Genomic DNA, 16,527 nt, shown 5'->3' with positions numbered 1-16,527 from the left:
GAGGGCATCGACCTCGAGGTCAAGGACTTCGCCGACTACACCCAGCCCAACCCCGCGCTGAGCGAGGGCGAGCTCGACATCAACCAGTTCCAGCACCTCGTCTACCTCGCGGAGTACAACGTCGCGAACGACGACGACATCGTGCCGCTCGGCTCGACCGCGATCTACCCGCTCGGGCTCTACTCGACCGAGGTCGACTCCGTCGAGGAGATCCAGGACGGCGACACCGTGGTCGTCCCCGACGACGACAGCAACCAGGCCCGTGCCCTGCTGATCCTCCAGTCGGCCGGCCTCATCACCCTGACGGACGGCGGCTCGATCTACTCCACGCTCGCCGACATCGACGAGTCCGCCTCCAAGGTGCAGGTCAAGGCGATCAAGGCCGACCTCACCCCCACCTCGCTGCCCGACGTGGCCGCGGCGGTCATCAACAACGACTTCGTCGAGAAGGCCGGCCTCTCCTTCGAGGACGCGCTGGCCACCGACGACGTCGAGGACCCCAACGCGCTGCCGTACGTCAACGTCTTCGCCGTCCGTGCGGAGGACCGCGACGACCCGACGCTGCTCAAGCTCGTCGAGATCTACCAGGAGACGCAGGCCGTCCTCGACGGCGTGCAGGACGTGTCCGGTGGCACCGCCGAGCTGGTGAAGGTCCCGCAGGACGAGCTGCAGGCGTCGCTCGACGACGTCGAGGCCGACACCGCAGCGCAGAAGTGATCCGACGCCAGTAGGGGAGGAGCCCACGATGCCGCTCGTCGAGCTGACCGACGTGCACAAGACGTTCCCGGCCGCACGCGGCCGGACGCCCGTCGAGGCGATCCGCGGCGTCGACCTGACGGTCGAGGCCGGTGAGATCGTCGGCATCGTGGGCTACTCCGGCGCCGGGAAGTCCACCCTGGTGCGGCTGATCAACGCGCTGGAGACCACCACCTCGGGCAGCGTGCGGGTCGGCGGCCGGGAGATCACCGGTCTGAAGGAGCGCGAGCTGCGCGAGGTGCGGCTGGGGATCGGGATGATCTTCCAGCAGTTCAACCTGTTCCGCTCGCGCACCGTGTGGGGCAACATCGCCTACCCGCTCGAGGTGGCCGGCGTCTCGAAGGCCGAGCAGAACGCGCGGATCTCCGACCTGCTCCACTTCGTCGGCCTCGCCGACAAGGCCCACAGTCACGTCGAGGAGCTCTCGGGCGGCCAGAAGCAGCGCGTCGGCATCGCCCGCGCCCTCGCCACCAACCCGCAGCTCCTGCTCGCCGACGAGTCGACCAGCGCCCTCGACCCGGAGACGACCCAGGAGGTGCTCGCCCTCCTGCGCCGGGTCAACCGCGAGCTCGGCATCACCATCGTGGTGATCACCCACGAGATGGACGTCGTGCGCAGCCTGGCGCACCGCGTCGTGGTGATGGAGGCCGGTCTCATCGTCGAGGAGGGGTCGGTCGTGCAGGTGCTCTCCGACCCGCAGCAGCCCGTCACCCGCCGGTTCGTCGCGACCATCGTCGACGACGAGCCGGACGTCGAGGCGCTGGCCGCCCTCCACGCCCGGCACGCCGGGCGCTTCGTCAAGCTCGCCTTCCGGGGCGACGACGTGCGCCAGAGCGACGTGTTCGCGGTGCTCCTCGAGCACGGCGTGCGCTTCGAGCTCGTCTTCGGCGGCATCGAGGAGGTCCAGGGCGAGACCTTCGGCAACCTCACCCTCGCCCTCGACGGTGATCCCGCGGCCGTGGACGCCGCCGTCGACGCCGTACGAGCACTCGTGCCCGCGAAGGAGCTGCCGCGATGACCGACTCCAACATGAGCGAGCTCTGGCCGCTCTTCTGGGACGCGGCGTGGGAGACCCTCTACATCGTCGCCATCACCCTGACGCTCGGTGGCCTCCTCGGCCTGCTGCTGGGGCTCGGGCTGTACGTCACCCGCGGCGGCGGCCTCTACGCCAGCCGCCCGGTCAACCTCGTCCTCAACGTGCTGGTCAACTTCTTCCGGCCGATCCCGTTCGTCATCTTCATCGCGGCCGTCCAGCCGTTCGCCCGGGTCGTCGTGGGCACCGGCATCGGCAACCCGGCCATCATCTTCGCGCTCACGCTCGCGGCCGCCTTCGGCATCAGTCGCATCGTCGAGCAGAACCTCGTGACGGTCGACCCTGGGGTCATCGAGGCCGCGCGGTCCGTCGGCGCCGGCCGGGCACGCATCGTCCGCACCGTGGTGCTCCCCGAGGCGCTCGGGCCCCTGGTGCTGGGCTACACCTTCGCGTTCGTCGCGCTGGTCGACATGACCGCGGTCGCCGGCGTCATCGGCGGCGGAGGGCTGGGCAACTTCGCCCTGCAGTACGGCTTCCGGCAGTTCGACACCGTCGTCACCTGGACCGCGGTCATCGCCATCGTGGCGCTCGTGCAGGTCGTCCAGCTGGCCGGCAACTCGGCCGCGCGCCGCATCCTGCGCCGCTGACCGAGGCCGCTGCTGCGCTGCCTGCTTCCGTCAGAGGAGCAGCAGTGGGATCGCCATCACGGCGGTGAGGACGGGGAAGAGCCACGGCCCGATCCGGTCGAGGCCGCGGGACAGCGTGCCCTCGCGCATCGTCCCCGTGCCACCGGCACCCTCAGGGCCGACCACGGGGTCGGCGAGGTCGGGCCCGTGCAGCGTCACGGCGGTGTGCACGGCCAGGAGCGCCAGCCCCGCGACGAGCGAGGGGAGGACCGGGGCACTGACCACGGTCTGCCTCCAGGTCACCAGCACCGCGACGAAGAGCGCGATGGGCGCTCCGCCGCCGACGACGGCGACCCACCAGTGCTTCACGACCGCGCGCAGCAGCGGCTCGGCCAGCCGGACGATCAGCACGGTGCCCAGGACCACGAGCGCCGACACGGCCAGGAAGCCGGTGGTGAGCTCGACCTCCGTGCCCGAGCTCCACGCCCCGATCGCGGCGAGCGTCAGCAGCATGCCGGCGAGGCCGAGCACCGACGTCGCCACGTCGCGCGCCAGGTCCGGGGGCGCGGGTGCCGGGGCGGGCGCGAGGTCGGCGGCGTACGCCTCGGGGTCGCCGAAGGCCGACCGCGCGGACTCGCCGCTCTCGGCGCAGTGCGCCTCGACCTCGGCGAGCGCGGACCCGATCCGGCGCCCGTCGACACCGCGCAGGCGCAGCTCGAGCAGGAAGGCCTGCGTCCACCCGTCCTCGACGTGCGGGGTGTTGGTGTCGATCCTCATGACGGTTCCTTCCGGGAGGGCTGCGCGAGGGCGGAGCCGTGGACGAACGAGCTGGTGACGTCGACGAAGGCGAGCCAGTGGGTGACCTGGCGTCGGTGCTCCTCCTCGCCGGCCGGGGTGAGGGCGTAGAACTTGCGGCCGGGGCCGCCTTCTCCCGCGCGCCACTCCACCGAGACCAGGCCGGCCTCCTCGAGGCGGCCCAGCAGCGGGTAGAGCGTGCCGCCCTTGACCGTGCCGAGCCCGGCGTCGGCGAGGGCGTTGGCGATCGCGTACCCGTAGGTCGGGCCGCCGGCGATGACGTGGAGCACGCAGACGGCCAGCGCCCCGCGCAGCCACTCCGTCGGCCAGCCGGCGTCAGTGGTGGTCGGCGTCTGCATGACTAGATGGTGACACCAACTAGTCAGTGCGTCAATACAGTCGTAGGGCGGGAGTGGCCTTCGTCACGCCGTTGTTCGGTTCCCACCTCGGAATCCGCGGGCGTACGCTCGATGTTGATCGCAGTAGATCGGTACCCGCCACGGGACTGAAACGAAGAGGTCATCACATGACGCACGACCCTGTCCTCCGCCCGGTGTCGCACCCGACGTTCGCCGTCGGCGTGATCGGCGCCGGTCGTGTCGGCGCCGTCCTGGCCGCCGCCCTCCGTGCCACCGGCCACGACATCGTCGCCGCCGCCGGCGAGTCCGATGCCTCGCGTGGCCGCATCGACGACCTGCTGCCCGGGGTCCTCGTCGCCAAGCCGACCGACGTCGCACGCGCCAGCGACCTGCTGCTGCTGACCGTCCCCGACGACATGCTGTCCAACGTCGTCACGATGCTCAGCGCGAGCGGTGCGATCCGCGAGGGCCAGGTCGTGGTGCACACGAGCGGCCGGCACGGCCTGGCCGTGCTCGAGCCCGCCCGCGAGGTCGGTGCCCGCACCGTCGCGCTGCACCCCGCGATGACCTTCACCGGCACCGAGGTCGACCTGCCCCGCCTGGCCGGCTGCGTGTTCGGCGTGACCGCCGACGACGCCGACCGGGAGCTCACGGAGTCGCTCGTCGCCGACCTGGGCGGCCGTGCGATGTGGGTCCCCGAGGGCCGCCGCACGCTCTACCACGCGGGTCTCGCCCACGGTGCCAACCACCTCGTCACCCTCGTCGCCGAGGCGATGGAGATCCTCTCCGCCGCCGGCGCCGAGGACCCCGCCGCCACGCTCCGCCCGCTGCTGACCGCAGCCCTCGACAACGCGCTCGAGGACGGCGACGCGGCCCTCACCGGCCCGATCGTGCGCGGCGACGTGGAGACCGTCCGCGCCCACGTGGCCGACCTCGAGGCCACGGCGCCGCAGACGCTGCCGTCCTACCTCGCAATGGCCCGCGCCACCCTGAGCCGGGCGGTGACCGACGGCCGGCTGCTGCCCATCCGTGCCACCAAGATGCTCGGCGTCCTCGACGCCGCGACCGCACCGACCTCGCTGGACCGGCACGCTCGATGACCACGACCCCCGCCCTCGCGTCGACCCGCGAGGAGCTCGCCGGCCTGCTCGCCGACGCCCGCCGCGCCGGCGAGCGGATCGCGTTCGTCCCCACGATGGGCGCCCTGCACGACGGCCACGCCAGCCTGGTGCGGACCGCACGAGCCGCCACCACCGGACCCGTGGTGGTCAGCATCTTCGTCAACCCGATGCAGTTCGCCCCGACCGAGGACCTCGACCGCTACCCGCGCACCCTCGACGCCGATCTCGAGGTCTGCGCGCGCGAGGGGGTGGACGTCGTCTTCGCCCCCAGCGTGGAGGAGATGTATCCCGGCGGCTTCAGCCACGACTCCGTCCACGACGGCGTCACCGTGGCACCCGGCGCGCTGGCGACGATCCTCGACGGGGCGTCGCGGCCCGGGCACTTCGACGGCGTGCTGACCGTCGTCGCCAAGCTGTTCGGCCTGGTCCGCCCCGACGTCGCGGTCTTCGGGCAGAAGGACTACCAGCAGCTCGTCCTCATCCGCCGGATGGTCCGCGACCTGTGCATGGGAATCGAGGTCGTCGGCGCCGAGACGGTCCGCGAGCCCGACGGCCTGGCCCTCTCCAGCCGCAACCGCTACCTCGACGACGGCCAGCGGGCGGCGGCTGCCGCACTCAGCCGGGCGCTGCGCGCCGCGCAGGAGCGGGCGGCGTACGGCGCGCCTGCCGCGCGCTGGGCCGCGATGTCGGTCCTCAAGGCCGAGGCCGGTCTCGAGCTCGACTACCTCGCGGTCACCTCCACCGACCTCGGTGAGCCACCCGAGACGGGTGAGGGCCGGATCCTCGTGGCTGCGCGGGTGGGCACGACGCGGCTGATCGACAACATGCCCCTCACGTTCGACCGCATCGTCCCCGATGCGGTCCTGGCGGGGACCGCGTCCGCGGCCTCGACCACCTCTGGAAGGAACAGCTGATGCTGCGCACGATGATGAAGTCCAAGATCCACCGGGCCACCGTGACCCAGGCCGACCTGCACTACGTCGGGTCGGTCACCGTCGACGAGGACCTGCTCGACGCCGCCGACCTGCTGGCGGGCGAGCTCGTCCACATCGTTGACGTCACCAACGGCGCCCGGCTCGAGACCTACACGATCGCCGGCGAGCGCGGCTCGGGCGTCATCGGCATCAACGGGGCCGCCGCCCGGCTGGTGCACCCCGGCGACACGGTCATCCTCATCGGCTACGGCCAGATGGACACCGCCGAGGCCAGGCAGCTCGAGCCGCACGTCGTCTTCGTCGACGCCGACAACAAGATCATGGGCACCGGCTCCGACCCCGCCGACACCTTCGACGACGAGACCTTGTCCCGCGGCGACCTCGTCGCTCGATAGCCTGCGCGGATGACCTCCCACCGGCCGGTCCCGGGCCGCCTCCGTGCCCCGGCGCCCGGGTGGACCACCCGCGCCGACGTCGTCGTGGTGGGCTCCGGTATCGCCGGGCTCACCGCCGCGCTGCGCATCCATGCCGCGAACCCGTCGCTGCGCCTGCTCGTCGTGACCAAGGACGTCCTCGCCGCCGGGTCGACGCAGTGGGCCCAGGGCGGGATCGCCGCCGCGCTCGGACCGGGCGACACCCCCGAGCAGCACGAGCACGACACGCTCGTCGCGGGGGCCGGCGCCTGCGACGTGGATGCCGTACGCGTCCTGGTGACCGAGGGTCCCGAGGCGGTGCGCGAGCTGATCGCCCTCGGCACGCAGTTCGACCACCACCCCGACGGCGAGCTGTCGCTGACCCGCGAGGGCGGCCACCACCGCGACCGCATCGCCCACGCAGGCGGCGACGCCACGGGCGCCGAGATCCAGCGCGCGCTGATCGCCGCGGTCGAGCGGGCGCCGGAGATCGAGGTCGTCCAGCACGCGCTGGCCGTCGACCTGCTCCTCGCCGCCGACGGCGGCGTGGCCGGCCTGACGCTGCACGTCCTCGGCGAGGGCCAGCGCGACGGGGTGGGTGCCGTGCACTGCCGGGCGGTCGTCCTCGCCTCGGGTGGCCTCGGCCAGGTCTTCAGCCAGTCCACCAACCCCAGCGTGTCCACCGGGGACGGGATGGCCGTCGCGATGCGGGCCGGCGCCCGGGTCCGCGACCTCGAGTTCGTCCAGTTCCACCCCACCGTCATGTGGCTCGGCCCCGACTCCCAGGGCCAGCAGCCGCTGATCTCCGAGGCGGTGCGCGGCGAGGGCGCCTTCCTCGTCGACTTCGACGGCAACCGCTTCATGCAGGGCGAGCACCCGCTCGCTGACCTCGCGCCCCGCGACGTGGTCGCCAAGGCGATCACCCGCCGGATGATCGAGACCGGCCACCCGCACATGTGGCTCGACGCCCGCCACCTGGGGGCGGACGCGAGCGAAGCGAGCCGCGTCGGTGATCGAGTAGGCGGCGAGGAACGAGACGTCGTATCGAGATTCTGGGAACGTCGCTTCCCGACCATCCTGCGCGTGTGCCGCGAGCACGGCGTCGACCCGGTGACCGAGCTCGTCCCGGTCGCGCCCGCACAGCACTACGCGTCCGGCGGGGTGGCGACCGACCTGTGGGGACGTACGACGGTCCCGGGCCTCTACGCCACCGGCGAGGTCGCCTGCTCCGGTGTCCACGGCGCCAACCGGCTGGCGTCCAACTCGCTGCTCGAGGGGCTGGTGTTCTCGCGCCGTATCGCAGACGTGCTGCCCGGCGAGCTGCGCGACTGGGCCGACCCTGTCGCCGACGTACGCCCCGAGGGCCTCGTCTCGGGTGAGCGCCGCCGGTCGATGCAGGAGACGATGACGACGCGCGTCGGGGTGCTGCGCAACGCGGCCGGCCTTGCCGAGGCGCGGGCGTTCCTCGGGTCGCTCGACCACGGGGCGGCCGAGGTCGGGCCCGATGCCTGGGAGACCACCAACCTGCTGACCGTCAGCACCGCCCTCGCCGAGGCGGCGGCGCTGCGCACCGAGACCCGCGGCTCCCACTGGCGCGAGGACCACCCCGACCGCGACGACACGAAGGGCGGCCACGTCGACTCGTGGCTCGACGCCGACGGTCGCGTCGCCGTCGAGTGGACGTACGCACCGTCCACCGATCCGTCGACCTCCTCCTCTTCTGCCGAGGTGCCTGCATGACCAGCCTGCGCGACGTGCCCGCCGAGGTCATCGACGACCTCACCGCAGCGGGGCTCGACCCCGACCACGTCTGGGACGTCGTGTCGCGTGCGCTCATGGAGGACCTCCCCGAGCGACCTCACGAGGACCCCACCAGCGAGTCGACCATCCCTGCCGAGGCCCGCGCCGAGGCCGTCTTCGGCGCGCGCGAGTCGGGCGTCGTCGCCGGCCTCGGGGTCGCCGCGGTCGCCTTCTTCATGGTGGGTGCCGACGCGACCCTCGCCGACCGCCTGCCCGATGGGACGGGCGTCGAGAAGGGCGACGTGGTGATGCGTGTCGAGGGGCTGACCCAGCGGATGCTCGTCGCCGAGCGCACCGCCCTGAACCTCGCGTGCCACCTCTCGGGCATCGCGACGGCCACCTCCCGTTGGGTCGACGCGCTGGACGGATCCCCGACGCGGGTGCTCGACACCCGCAAGACGCTGCCCGGCCTGCGCGCGCTGCAGAAGTACGCCGTGCGCTGCGGGGGCGGGGTCAACCACCGCTCCAGCCTCCAGGACATGGCGATGGTCAAGGACAACCACGTCATCGCCGCCGGGGGAGTGCTCCCCGCGCTCGAGGCCATCCGCGGCCGGCACCCGGGGCTGCCCGTCGAGGTCGAGGTGACGACGCTCGACCAGCTCGACGACCTGCTCGCCCTGCCCGAGCCGCCGGAGCGGATCCTGCTCGACAACATGAGCGACGAGCTGATGGCGGACGCCGTACGACGTACGCGCGGGCGGGTGCCGCTCGAGGCCAGCGGTGGCATCACGATCGAGCGGGCCGCGCGCATCGGCGCGACGGGCGTCGACTTCGTCTCGGTCGGAGCGCTCACCCACTCCGTGGTCGTGTTCGACATCGGGATGGACCTCGTAACCACCCCACAACGTTCTTCTCCTCCGCTTCGCTCCCCCGAACAACGCCGCGGGGACCCCGGACCCCGATGAAGGTGCTGCCATGACGCTTCTCGCCGCCGACATCGGCAACAGCCACACCTTCATCGGCCTCCTCGACGGCGAGGAGGTCACCGCCCACTGGCGGGTCAACACCGACGAGCGCCGCACGGCCGACGAGTGGTCGGTCCTGCTCCGCGGACTGCTCGACGAGCGGCTCGACGACGTCGACGGCATCGCCGTGTGCGCCACCGTCCCGGCGGTGCTGCACGAGTGGCGCGAGATGCTCGAGCGCCACTTCCACGACGTCAGGGCGATCGTCGTCGAGCCGGGCGTGCGCACCGGCATCCCGGTGCTGATGGACAACCCGCGCGAGGTCGGCACCGACCGGATCGTGAACTCGCTGGCCGCGGCGGAGCTCTACGGCGGTCCCGCGATCGTCGTCGACTTCGGCACCGCGACGACGTTCGACGTCGTCAACGGCAAGGGGCAGTACGTCGGCGGGGCGATCTCGCCCGGCATCGAGACGTCCCTCGAGGCGCTCGGCCGTCGCGGTGCCCAGTTGCGCAAGGTCGAGCTCGCGCGCCCGCGGTCGGTGATCGCCAAGAACACGGTCGAGGCGCTCCAGAGCGGCATGGTCTTCGGCGTCGCAGCGCAGGTGGAGGGGCTGGTGGCGCGCATGATCGCCGAGCTCGGAGCGCCGGCCGACGACGTCACCGTCATTTCCACGGGCCATTTGGCCACGCTTCTCGTCGACGATTGCGCGTGTTTCACCGAGCATTCTCCGTGGCTCACGCTGCAAGGGCTTCGGCTCGTATTCGAGCGCAATTCCTGAATTGCTTTGTCAGGTCATTCCTGACTTCTTTTGTGCGCATCAACGAGTGGTGCCACACTGCATTCGACGCGTTTGGACCAGAGCGCACGAAAAGCAAAGGAATGCACATGGCACAGAAGGTCAACATCGTTCTTGTCGACGACCTCGACGGCACCGAGGCCACCGAGACCGTGTCATTCGGCCTCGACGGAACCACCTACGAGATCGACCTGAACGACGCCAACGCCGCCTCCCTCCGCGAGGCGCTGAGCGGCTACGTCGGCCACGCCCGCAAGGTCACCGGTGGTGGCCGCCGCACCCGCCGCTCGTCCGGCGGCTCCTCCTCGTCCTCCAACACCAAGGACGTGCGCGAGTGGGCCAAGTCCCAGGGCATGGAGGTCTCGGAGCGCGGCCGCATCTCCGCCGACGTCCAGCAGGCCTACGACGCCGCCCACTGACGTACGCCGTCGGCGCTCGACGCTGACGAGCCCGTTCGCTGATAGCGGACGGGCTCGTCTGTGCCCCGGGAACACGTAGGCTGATGTCGGGCGTTGAGCCCAGTGTTCGTGCTCCCGTCCCGGCGGGGGGCCAGCGGACCACGCAGACGTAGAGGAGCGCACATGTTCGAGCGGTTCACCGACCGAGCCCGGCGAGTTGTCGTGCTGGCCCAGGAAGAGGCCCGCATGCTCTCCCACAACTACATCGGGACCGAGCACATCCTGCTCGGCCTCATCCACGAGGGCGAGGGCGTCGCAGCCAAGGCCCTCGAGTCCCTCGACATCTCCCTGGAGGCCGTGCGCGCCCAGGTCGAGGAGATCATCGGGCAGGGCCAGCAGGCTCCGTCCGGCCACATCCCGTTCACGCCGCGCGCCAAGAAGGTGCTCGAGCTCTCGCTCCGCGAGGCGCTCCAGCTCGGCCACTCCTACATCGGCACCGAGCACATCCTGCTCGGCCTGATCCGGGAGGGCGAGGGGGTCGCGGCCCAGGTCCTGCAGAAGCTCGGCGCCGACCTCAACCGGGTCCGCCAGCAGGTCATCCAGCTGCTCAGCGGCTTCCAGGGCAAGGAGTCGACGACCGCCGGCGCCCAGACCTCCGGCTCCGGCGGCGAGACCCCGTCGAGCTCGCTGGTCCTCGACCAGTTCGGCCAGAACCTCACCCAGGCCGCGCGCGAGGGCAAGCTCGACCCGGTCATCGGGCGCGAGCAGGAGATCGAGCGCGTGATGCAGATCCTGTCGCGCCGCACGAAGAACAACCCCGTCCTCATCGGTGAGCCCGGCGTCGGCAAGACGACGATCGTCGCCGGCCTCGCGCAGGACATCGTCAAGGGCAACGTGCCGGAGACGCTGAAGGACAAGCAGATCTACACGCTCGACCTCGGCGCCCTCGTCGCCGGCTCGCGCTACCGCGGTGACTTCGAGGAGCGCCTCAAGAAGGTGCTCAAGGAGATCCGCACCCGCGGCGACATCGTGCTGTTCATCGACGAGATCCACACCCTCGTCGGCGCCGGCGCCGCCGAGGGCGCGATCGACGCCGCCAGCATCCTCAAGCCGATGCTGGCCCGCGGCGAGCTGCAGACCATCGGTGCCACCACGCTCGACGAGTACCGCAAGTACCTCGAGAAGGACGCCGCGCTCGAGCGCCGCTTCCAGCCGATCCAGGTGCAGGAGCCCTCGATCGCGCACACCATCGAGATGCTCAAGGGACTCCGCGACCGCTACGAGGCGCACCACCGCGTCACGATCACCGACGAGGCCCTGGTCTCGGCGGCGACGCTGGCCGACCGCTACATCTCCGACCGGTTCCTGCCCGACAAGGCGATCGACCTCATCGACGAGGCCGGTTCGCGGCTGCGCATCCGCCGGATGACCGCGCCGCCGGACCTGCGCGAGTACGACGAGAAGATCGGCGACGTGCGCCAGCGCAAGGAGGCCGCGATCGACGGGCAGGACTTCGAGGCCGCGGCCCGACTGCGCGACGAGGAGAAGCAGCTCTCCGCCCGCCGTGCCGAGCGCGAGAAGCAGTGGCGCGCGGGCGACCTCGACGAGATCGCCGAGGTCGACGAGGAGCTGATCGCCGAGGTCCTGGCCGTGGCCACGGGCATCCCGATCGTCAAGCTCTCCGAGGAGGAGTCCACCCGTCTGCTCAAGATGGAGGACGAGCTCCACAAGCGGGTCATCGGTCAGGAGGAGGCCGTCAAGGCCCTCTCCCGCGCGATCCGTCGTACGCGTGCCGGGCTCAAGGACCCCAAGCGCCCCGGTGGCTCGTTCATCTTCGCCGGCCCCTCGGGTGTCGGTAAGACGTGGCTGTCCAAGACCCTCGCGGAGTTCCTCTTCGGTGACGAGGACGCGCTCATCCAGCTCGACATGAGCGAGTTCTCCGAGAAGCACACCGTGTCGCGACTGTTCGGTTCGCCTCCCGGCTACGTCGGTTACGAAGAGGGCGGCCAGCTCACCGAGAAGGTGCGCCGCAAGCCGTTCTCCGTCGTGCTCTTCGACGAGGTCGAAAAGGCCCACCCCGACATCTTCAACAGCCTGTTGCAGATCCTCGAGGAAGGTCGCCTGACGGATTCCCAGGGTCGCGTCGTCGACTTCAAGAACACCGTCATCATCATGACGACCAACCTCGGCACGCGCGACATCTCCAAGAGCGTCAACCTCGGCTTCCAGCAGACCGGTGACGCTGCCGGCTCCTACGACCGGATGAAGAGCAAGGTGTCGGAGGAGCTCAAGCAGCACTTCCGCCCGGAGTTCCTCAACCGTGTCGACGAGATCGTCGTGTTCCCGCCGCTGTCGCAGGAGCAGATCGTCGCGATGGTCGACAACATGATCGACGCCGTCGAGCTCCGGATGAAGGACCGCGACATGTCCCTCGAGCTCACCCAGCCCGCCAAGGCGCTGCTGGCCGAGCGCGGCTTCGACCCGGTCCTCGGTGCCCGTCCGCTGCGGCGCACGGTGCAGCGCGAGATCGAGGACGTGCTGGCCGAGAAGATGCTCTTCGGCGAGGTCGGCCCCGGCCAGATCGTGCTCGTCGGTGTCGAGGGCGAGGGCCCGGAAGCGAAGTTCACCTTCCGCGGCCAGAAGAACTCGACCGTTCCCGACATGCCTCCGCTGGAGACCGTCGTCGAGGGCTCGGCGGGCGATGGTCCTGACGACTCCGCCGGCCCGACGGACGTGCCGAAGGCCAACGAGGCCTGACCTGTCAGGCCTTCACCTGATCACCCCGGGAGCGCCCAGCGCCCCGGGGTGATCTGCGTCAGGAGGCCGTCGGCGACGAGCCCCGCCAGACACCGCTCACGCTGCTCGTCCTCGGGCCAGGCGCCCTCGAGCTGTGCGGCGCTGACCGAGTCGGCCTCCCGGGCGAGCGCCAGGATCCGCCCGCGGCACTGCCGGTCGGTGCCGGCCCAGGCCTGCCCGCGGCGGGGCGGTCCGTCGTACGCCGGGAAGCCGGCGCCGCGCCACGTGCAGTCCGCCGCGATGGGGCAGGCGTCGCACGACGGCTGGCGCGCGGTGCACACCAGCGCCCCGAGCTCCATGGTCGCCACCGCCCACGTGGCAGCCGTGGCGGGGTCGTCGGGCAGCAGCGTGGTCGCCACGTCGCGCTCGGCGCGGGTGACGGCCGGCGCTGGGAGCTCGCGCCCGGAGATCGCGCGCGTGAGGACCCGGCGGACGTTGGTGTCGAGGACGACGTGCCGTCTTCCGAAGGCGAAGCTGGCGATCGCCGCGGCGGTGTAGTCGCCGATGCCGGGGAGCGCGAGCAGGTCGTCGTACGACGCCGGCACCTCGCCGCCGTGGCGCTCCACGATGCCCGTCGCCGCCGCGTGGAGGCGAAGGGCGCGGCGCGGGTAGCCCAGCCGGCCCCACATCCGCACGGCCTCGCCGGTGGGGTCGCCGGCCAGCGCGGCCGGGGTCGGCCACCGCTCGAGCCATGCGGCGTGCACCGGCAGCACGCGCGCCACCGGCGTCTGCTGGAGCATGAACTCGCTGACCATCACCGACCACGGCGTGGCGGACACCCCGCGCCACGGGAGGTCGCGCGCGTGGTCGTCGTACCAGTCGAGCACGGCGTCGTGCAGCGCGCTGGGAGAGGGGGCGTCCATCGCGGCGATCGTAGGTCAGCCGGTGCGCCTCCGCCGAGACGGGCCGACCGCTACCTAACCTGAGCCCATGCCGACGACCGTACGACCTCGTGGGCCGCTCCCGGCCCGGGTCTACTGGACCCGACGCATCATCGTGTTCGTCGTCCCGGTGCTGCTCGTCGTCGTGCTCGCCCGCGTGCTCGGCGGCTCGGCCGACGGCAAGGACGAGGCGACAGCGAAGGCCACCCAGGCAGGCGCGACCACGGCCACGACCGCCGCGCCCACCGCGGGCCCGACCGCCGAGGCGCCCGGTGCCGGCAAGAAGGGCAAGAAGAACAAGAAGAACGGCACCGTGGAGACCACGCCGCCGGAGCCGGTCCTGGCCGAACCGACCGGGCCGTGCACCGAGTCCGACATCGTCGCCACGCCTGCCCTGACGTCCGCTGCCGGTGGCGCGGACGTCCCGATCACGATCAACCTCCGCACCGTCGTCACCGAGGCCTGCACCTGGCAGGCGTCGCCGGAGACGATGACCGTCAGCATCACCTCCGGCAGCGACTACATCTGGAGCAGCCGCGAGTGCCCGGTGTCGATCCCGCCGCAGGACGTGGTGGTCCGCCAGGCCGTCGACGCCCCGGTCGTCGTCACCTGGTCGGCCAAGCGCTCGGACGAGGGCTGCACGAAGTGGACCGACTGGGCGATGCCCGGGTTCTACCACGTCGAGGCGGCCGCCCTCGGCGGCGACGGCACCGACGTCCAGTTCGAGCTCACCGGTGGCGTGCCCGCGGTGGTCACCACCACCGCCGACCCGCAGCAGCAGGGCGGCAAGAACAAGAACAAGAACAAGAACGGCGACACCTCGCACACGCCCGGCGAGGACGGCGCGGGCAACTCCGCCGGCTGACCGCCCCTCGCGGCGCGCTCCCCGGATCGGGGTCCTTCGACCCTGTGAGCGCCGCCGCGCCCGCGCGATGCTGGAGCTGTCGCAGGAGGTGTGTCATGAGGACCCTCGGGGAGCGGGGTGCCGCGGGTGCGCACCGGGCACCCGACGCGGCGGTCTCCGTGCGACGAGCCTGGTGGTGCGTGCTCGGACTGGTGCCGTCCCTCGCACTGGCGTTCCTGGTCGGGGAGGGCATCGCCGCCGCCCTCGGGCACCCGCCCGGTGACGCCGGGACGGCCGAGTGGTGGGTGCTGCTCGCGGCCGGCGGACCGGCGCTGCTCGTGTTCGCGCTGCCCGCGGTGCTGGCGGTGCACTTCGGTCGTCAGGCCGTACGCCTCGGCGACCCCCACGGCCGGACCCCGGCCGTCGTCGCCGTCGTCGTGGCCGGCACCTTCGTGGTCCTCAACCTCGTCTCGGCCATCGGGGTGCTGGCGTCGGGCTGAGGTCGTCGTACGCCTGGGCCGGGTCGGACACGTGCGGCGGTTGTGGCCCTGGGGCCGTGGGTCGTTGTAGGTGCCGCGGGGTGGGCGGTGGCTGAGGAGGATTCGTCGGTCGCTGGATGCCCCTCAGGCACCGCTGGCGGGCGTGTCGTCGTACGACTCGGTGGTGGGCGGTGACGGAGCCACATTCTTCGGCCGGCAACTGTGGGTCAGGCACCGCTGGCGGGCCTGTCGCTGTACGACGCGGGGTGGGCGGTGGCTGAGCCACAATCTCCAGCCGGCAAATGTGGGTGGGCCACCGCTCGAGCGTCGGGGGAGATTTCGACGCGCACGTCGCGCCTTCGTCCCTCAGCCGCGGTGCTTGCTCAATCTGGCCGGCCCCACGCTGCGAGCTCCTACGTCGCTCGCAGCTGGCCGTCTCAGATGTAGCGCTCGGTGATGCTCGACTCGGCGAGGCGGGAGAGGCCCTCGCGGACGCTGCGGGCGCGGAGCTCGCCGACACCCTCGACGGCCTGGAGGTCGTCGATGCCGGCGGAGAGGAGCTGCTGGAGGCCACCGAAGTGGTCGACGAGGCGGTCGACCACGGCAGCGGGGAGGCGGGGGACCTTGGCGAGGAGCCGGTAGCCACGCGGGGCGACGGCGGCGTCGAGGTGCTCGGCGCCGCTGAGGCCGATCGCACGGGCGACCGCGGCGGGGTCGACCAGCTCGGTCGGGGAGAGCGTCTCCAGCTCGGCGATGTGGGAGGACGGGTCGGCCTGACGGCGACGGCCGCCCGGGAGGTAGTCGCGGACGACGAGGTCGCGCTCGGCGTCGACGCCGGTGACGAGCTCCTCGAGCTGGAGGGAGAGGAGGCGGCCGTCAGTGCCGAGCTCGAGGACGTAGTCCTCGATCTCGCGGGCGATCCGGATGACCATCTCGAGGCGCTGCGCGACGACGGCGACGTCGCGCACCGTGACGAGGTCCTCGATCTCGAGCGCGGACAGGGTCGCGGAGACCTCGTCGAGGCGGAGCTTGTAGCGCTCGAGGGTGGCGAGGGCCTGGTTGGCGCGCGAGAGGATCTTGCCGGAGTCCTCGAGGACGTGGCGGATCTCGCCGACGTAGGCCGCGATGATCTGCATCGACTGCGACACCGAGATGACGGGGTGGCCCGTCTGCTTGGCGACGCGCTCGGCCGTGCGGTGGCGGGTGCCGGTCTCCTCGGAGGGGATCGTGTGGTCGGGCATCAGGTGGACCGCAGCCCGGTGGATGCGGGTGATGTCCTTGTCGATGACGATCGCGCCGTCCATCTTGGCCAGCTCGCGCAGGCCGGTGGCCGTGAACGGGACGTCGAGGGTGAAGCCGCCGGTCGAGATGGACTCGACGACCCTGTCGAGCCCCAGGACGATCAGGGCGCCGGTGCGGCCACGAAGGATGCGTTCGAGCCCGTCGCGCAGGGGCGTGCCCGGTGCGATCGAGGCCAGGGTCGCGCGCAGCCTCAGCTGCTCGTCGATGCGCTCTGCCACCGGTCCTCCACGTGCTCTCCTCGGGCGCCCCCGTGCGCCATCGGGTGAAGTGTAGGGGTGGGCGGGC

General features: G+C 71.7%; 17 protein-coding genes. 13 read left to right on the top strand and 4 right to left on the bottom strand.

From position 1 onward, the window contains the following. The 3 genes from JOD65_RS22960 to JOD65_RS22950 all read left to right on the top strand — a co-directional run. The coding region (locus JOD65_RS22960; protein ID WP_204811365.1) for a MetQ/NlpA family ABC transporter substrate-binding protein at positions 1-717 on the top strand (717 nt) is incomplete at its 5' end. A gap of 28 nt (positions 718-745) precedes the next feature. Continuing rightward, complete coding sequence (locus JOD65_RS22955) at positions 746-1,774, top strand: methionine ABC transporter ATP-binding protein (RefSeq protein ID WP_191194347.1); 1,029 nt, start codon at positions 746-748, stop codon at positions 1,772-1,774. Then, the gene (locus JOD65_RS22950; RefSeq protein WP_191194348.1) at positions 1,771-2,436 is read left to right on the top strand and encodes a methionine ABC transporter permease; all 666 of its coding nucleotides are present in this window, start codon (positions 1,771-1,773) and stop codon (positions 2,434-2,436) included. The genes JOD65_RS22955 and JOD65_RS22950 overlap by 4 nt, the downstream gene beginning before the upstream one ends. A 30-nt stretch (positions 2,437-2,466) precedes the next feature. Here the strand turns inward: JOD65_RS22950 and JOD65_RS22945 are convergent, their stop codons facing one another. Further along, positions 2,467-3,192 carry a hypothetical protein gene (locus JOD65_RS22945; protein WP_191194349.1) on the bottom strand — a complete coding sequence of 242 codons (726 nt, stop codon included), beginning with the start codon at positions 3,190-3,192 and terminating at the stop codon, positions 2,467-2,469. Beyond that, positions 3,189-3,569, bottom strand: a complete 381-nt coding sequence (locus tag JOD65_RS22940; RefSeq protein ID WP_191194350.1) for a PadR family transcriptional regulator — start codon at positions 3,567-3,569, stop codon at positions 3,189-3,191. Before JOD65_RS22940 ends, JOD65_RS22945 begins: the two co-directional genes overlap by 4 nt. 167 nt (positions 3,570-3,736) lie before the next feature. Between JOD65_RS22940 and JOD65_RS22935 the strand changes: the two genes are divergently transcribed. From JOD65_RS22935 to JOD65_RS22900, 8 genes are all read left to right on the top strand, one after another. After that, positions 3,737-4,669 (top strand): Rossmann-like and DUF2520 domain-containing protein, encoded by a 933-nt coding sequence (locus JOD65_RS22935; RefSeq protein ID WP_191194351.1) that lies wholly within the window; start codon positions 3,737-3,739, stop codon positions 4,667-4,669. Next, a complete protein-coding gene (panC, locus tag JOD65_RS22930; protein WP_191194352.1) occupies positions 4,666-5,604 on the top strand; it encodes a pantoate--beta-alanine ligase in 939 nt (312 codons plus the stop codon). The genes JOD65_RS22935 and panC overlap by 4 nt, the downstream gene beginning before the upstream one ends. Further along, a complete protein-coding gene (gene panD / locus JOD65_RS22925; RefSeq protein WP_191194353.1) occupies positions 5,604-6,020 on the top strand; it encodes an aspartate 1-decarboxylase in 417 nt (138 codons plus the stop codon). Before panC ends, panD begins: the two co-directional genes overlap by 1 nt. 9 nt (positions 6,021-6,029) lie before the next feature. Further along, positions 6,030-7,778, top strand: a complete 1,749-nt coding sequence (nadB, locus tag JOD65_RS22920) for an L-aspartate oxidase (protein WP_191194354.1) — start codon at positions 6,030-6,032, stop codon at positions 7,776-7,778. Next, complete coding sequence (gene nadC, locus JOD65_RS22915; RefSeq protein WP_191194355.1) at positions 7,775-8,743, top strand: carboxylating nicotinate-nucleotide diphosphorylase; 969 nt, start codon at positions 7,775-7,777, stop codon at positions 8,741-8,743. The genes nadB and nadC overlap by 4 nt, the downstream gene beginning before the upstream one ends. Before the next feature lie 10 nt (positions 8,744-8,753). Further along, the gene (locus JOD65_RS22910) at positions 8,754-9,524 is read left to right on the top strand and encodes a type III pantothenate kinase (RefSeq protein ID WP_191194356.1); all 771 of its coding nucleotides are present in this window, start codon (positions 8,754-8,756) and stop codon (positions 9,522-9,524) included. A 107-nt stretch (positions 9,525-9,631) separates the two neighbouring features. Beyond that, the gene (locus JOD65_RS22905; protein WP_191194357.1) at positions 9,632-9,961 is read left to right on the top strand and encodes a histone-like nucleoid-structuring protein Lsr2; all 330 of its coding nucleotides are present in this window, start codon (positions 9,632-9,634) and stop codon (positions 9,959-9,961) included. Positions 9,962-10,123: 162 nt separating this feature from the next. Further along, positions 10,124-12,697 carry an ATP-dependent Clp protease ATP-binding subunit gene (locus JOD65_RS22900; protein WP_191194358.1) on the top strand — a complete coding sequence of 858 codons (2,574 nt, stop codon included), beginning with the start codon at positions 10,124-10,126 and terminating at the stop codon, positions 12,695-12,697. A 20-nt stretch (positions 12,698-12,717) separates the two neighbouring features. Here the strand turns inward: JOD65_RS22900 and JOD65_RS22895 are convergent, their stop codons facing one another. After that, positions 12,718-13,599, bottom strand: a complete 882-nt coding sequence (locus JOD65_RS22895; protein WP_191194359.1) for an iron-sulfur binding domain-containing protein — start codon at positions 13,597-13,599, stop codon at positions 12,718-12,720. 67 nt (positions 13,600-13,666) lie between these two features. On the opposite strand from JOD65_RS22895, the gene JOD65_RS22890 reads away from it, so the two are divergent. Beyond that, positions 13,667-14,482, top strand: coding sequence for a hypothetical protein (locus JOD65_RS22890; RefSeq protein WP_191194360.1), 816 nt, complete (start codon positions 13,667-13,669; stop codon positions 14,480-14,482). Positions 14,483-14,577: 95 nt separating this feature from the next. Further along, entirely contained in the window at positions 14,578-14,961 is a 384-nt protein-coding gene (locus JOD65_RS22885; protein ID WP_191194361.1) for a hypothetical protein, read from the top strand. A 416-nt stretch (positions 14,962-15,377) separates the two neighbouring features. On the opposite strand, the gene disA is transcribed toward JOD65_RS22885, so the two are convergent. Next, entirely contained in the window at positions 15,378-16,460 is a 1,083-nt protein-coding gene (gene disA / locus JOD65_RS22880; RefSeq protein ID WP_204811363.1) for a DNA integrity scanning diadenylate cyclase DisA, read from the bottom strand. Between the last annotated feature and the right edge of the window lie 67 nt (positions 16,461-16,527).

Origin of the sequence: Nocardioides cavernae (assembly GCF_016907475.1) — a bacterium.
GTDB classification, from domain to species: domain Bacteria; phylum Actinomycetota; class Actinomycetes; order Propionibacteriales; family Nocardioidaceae; genus Nocardioides; species Nocardioides cavernae.
This window is presented reverse-complemented; position numbering and strand designations above follow the sequence as displayed.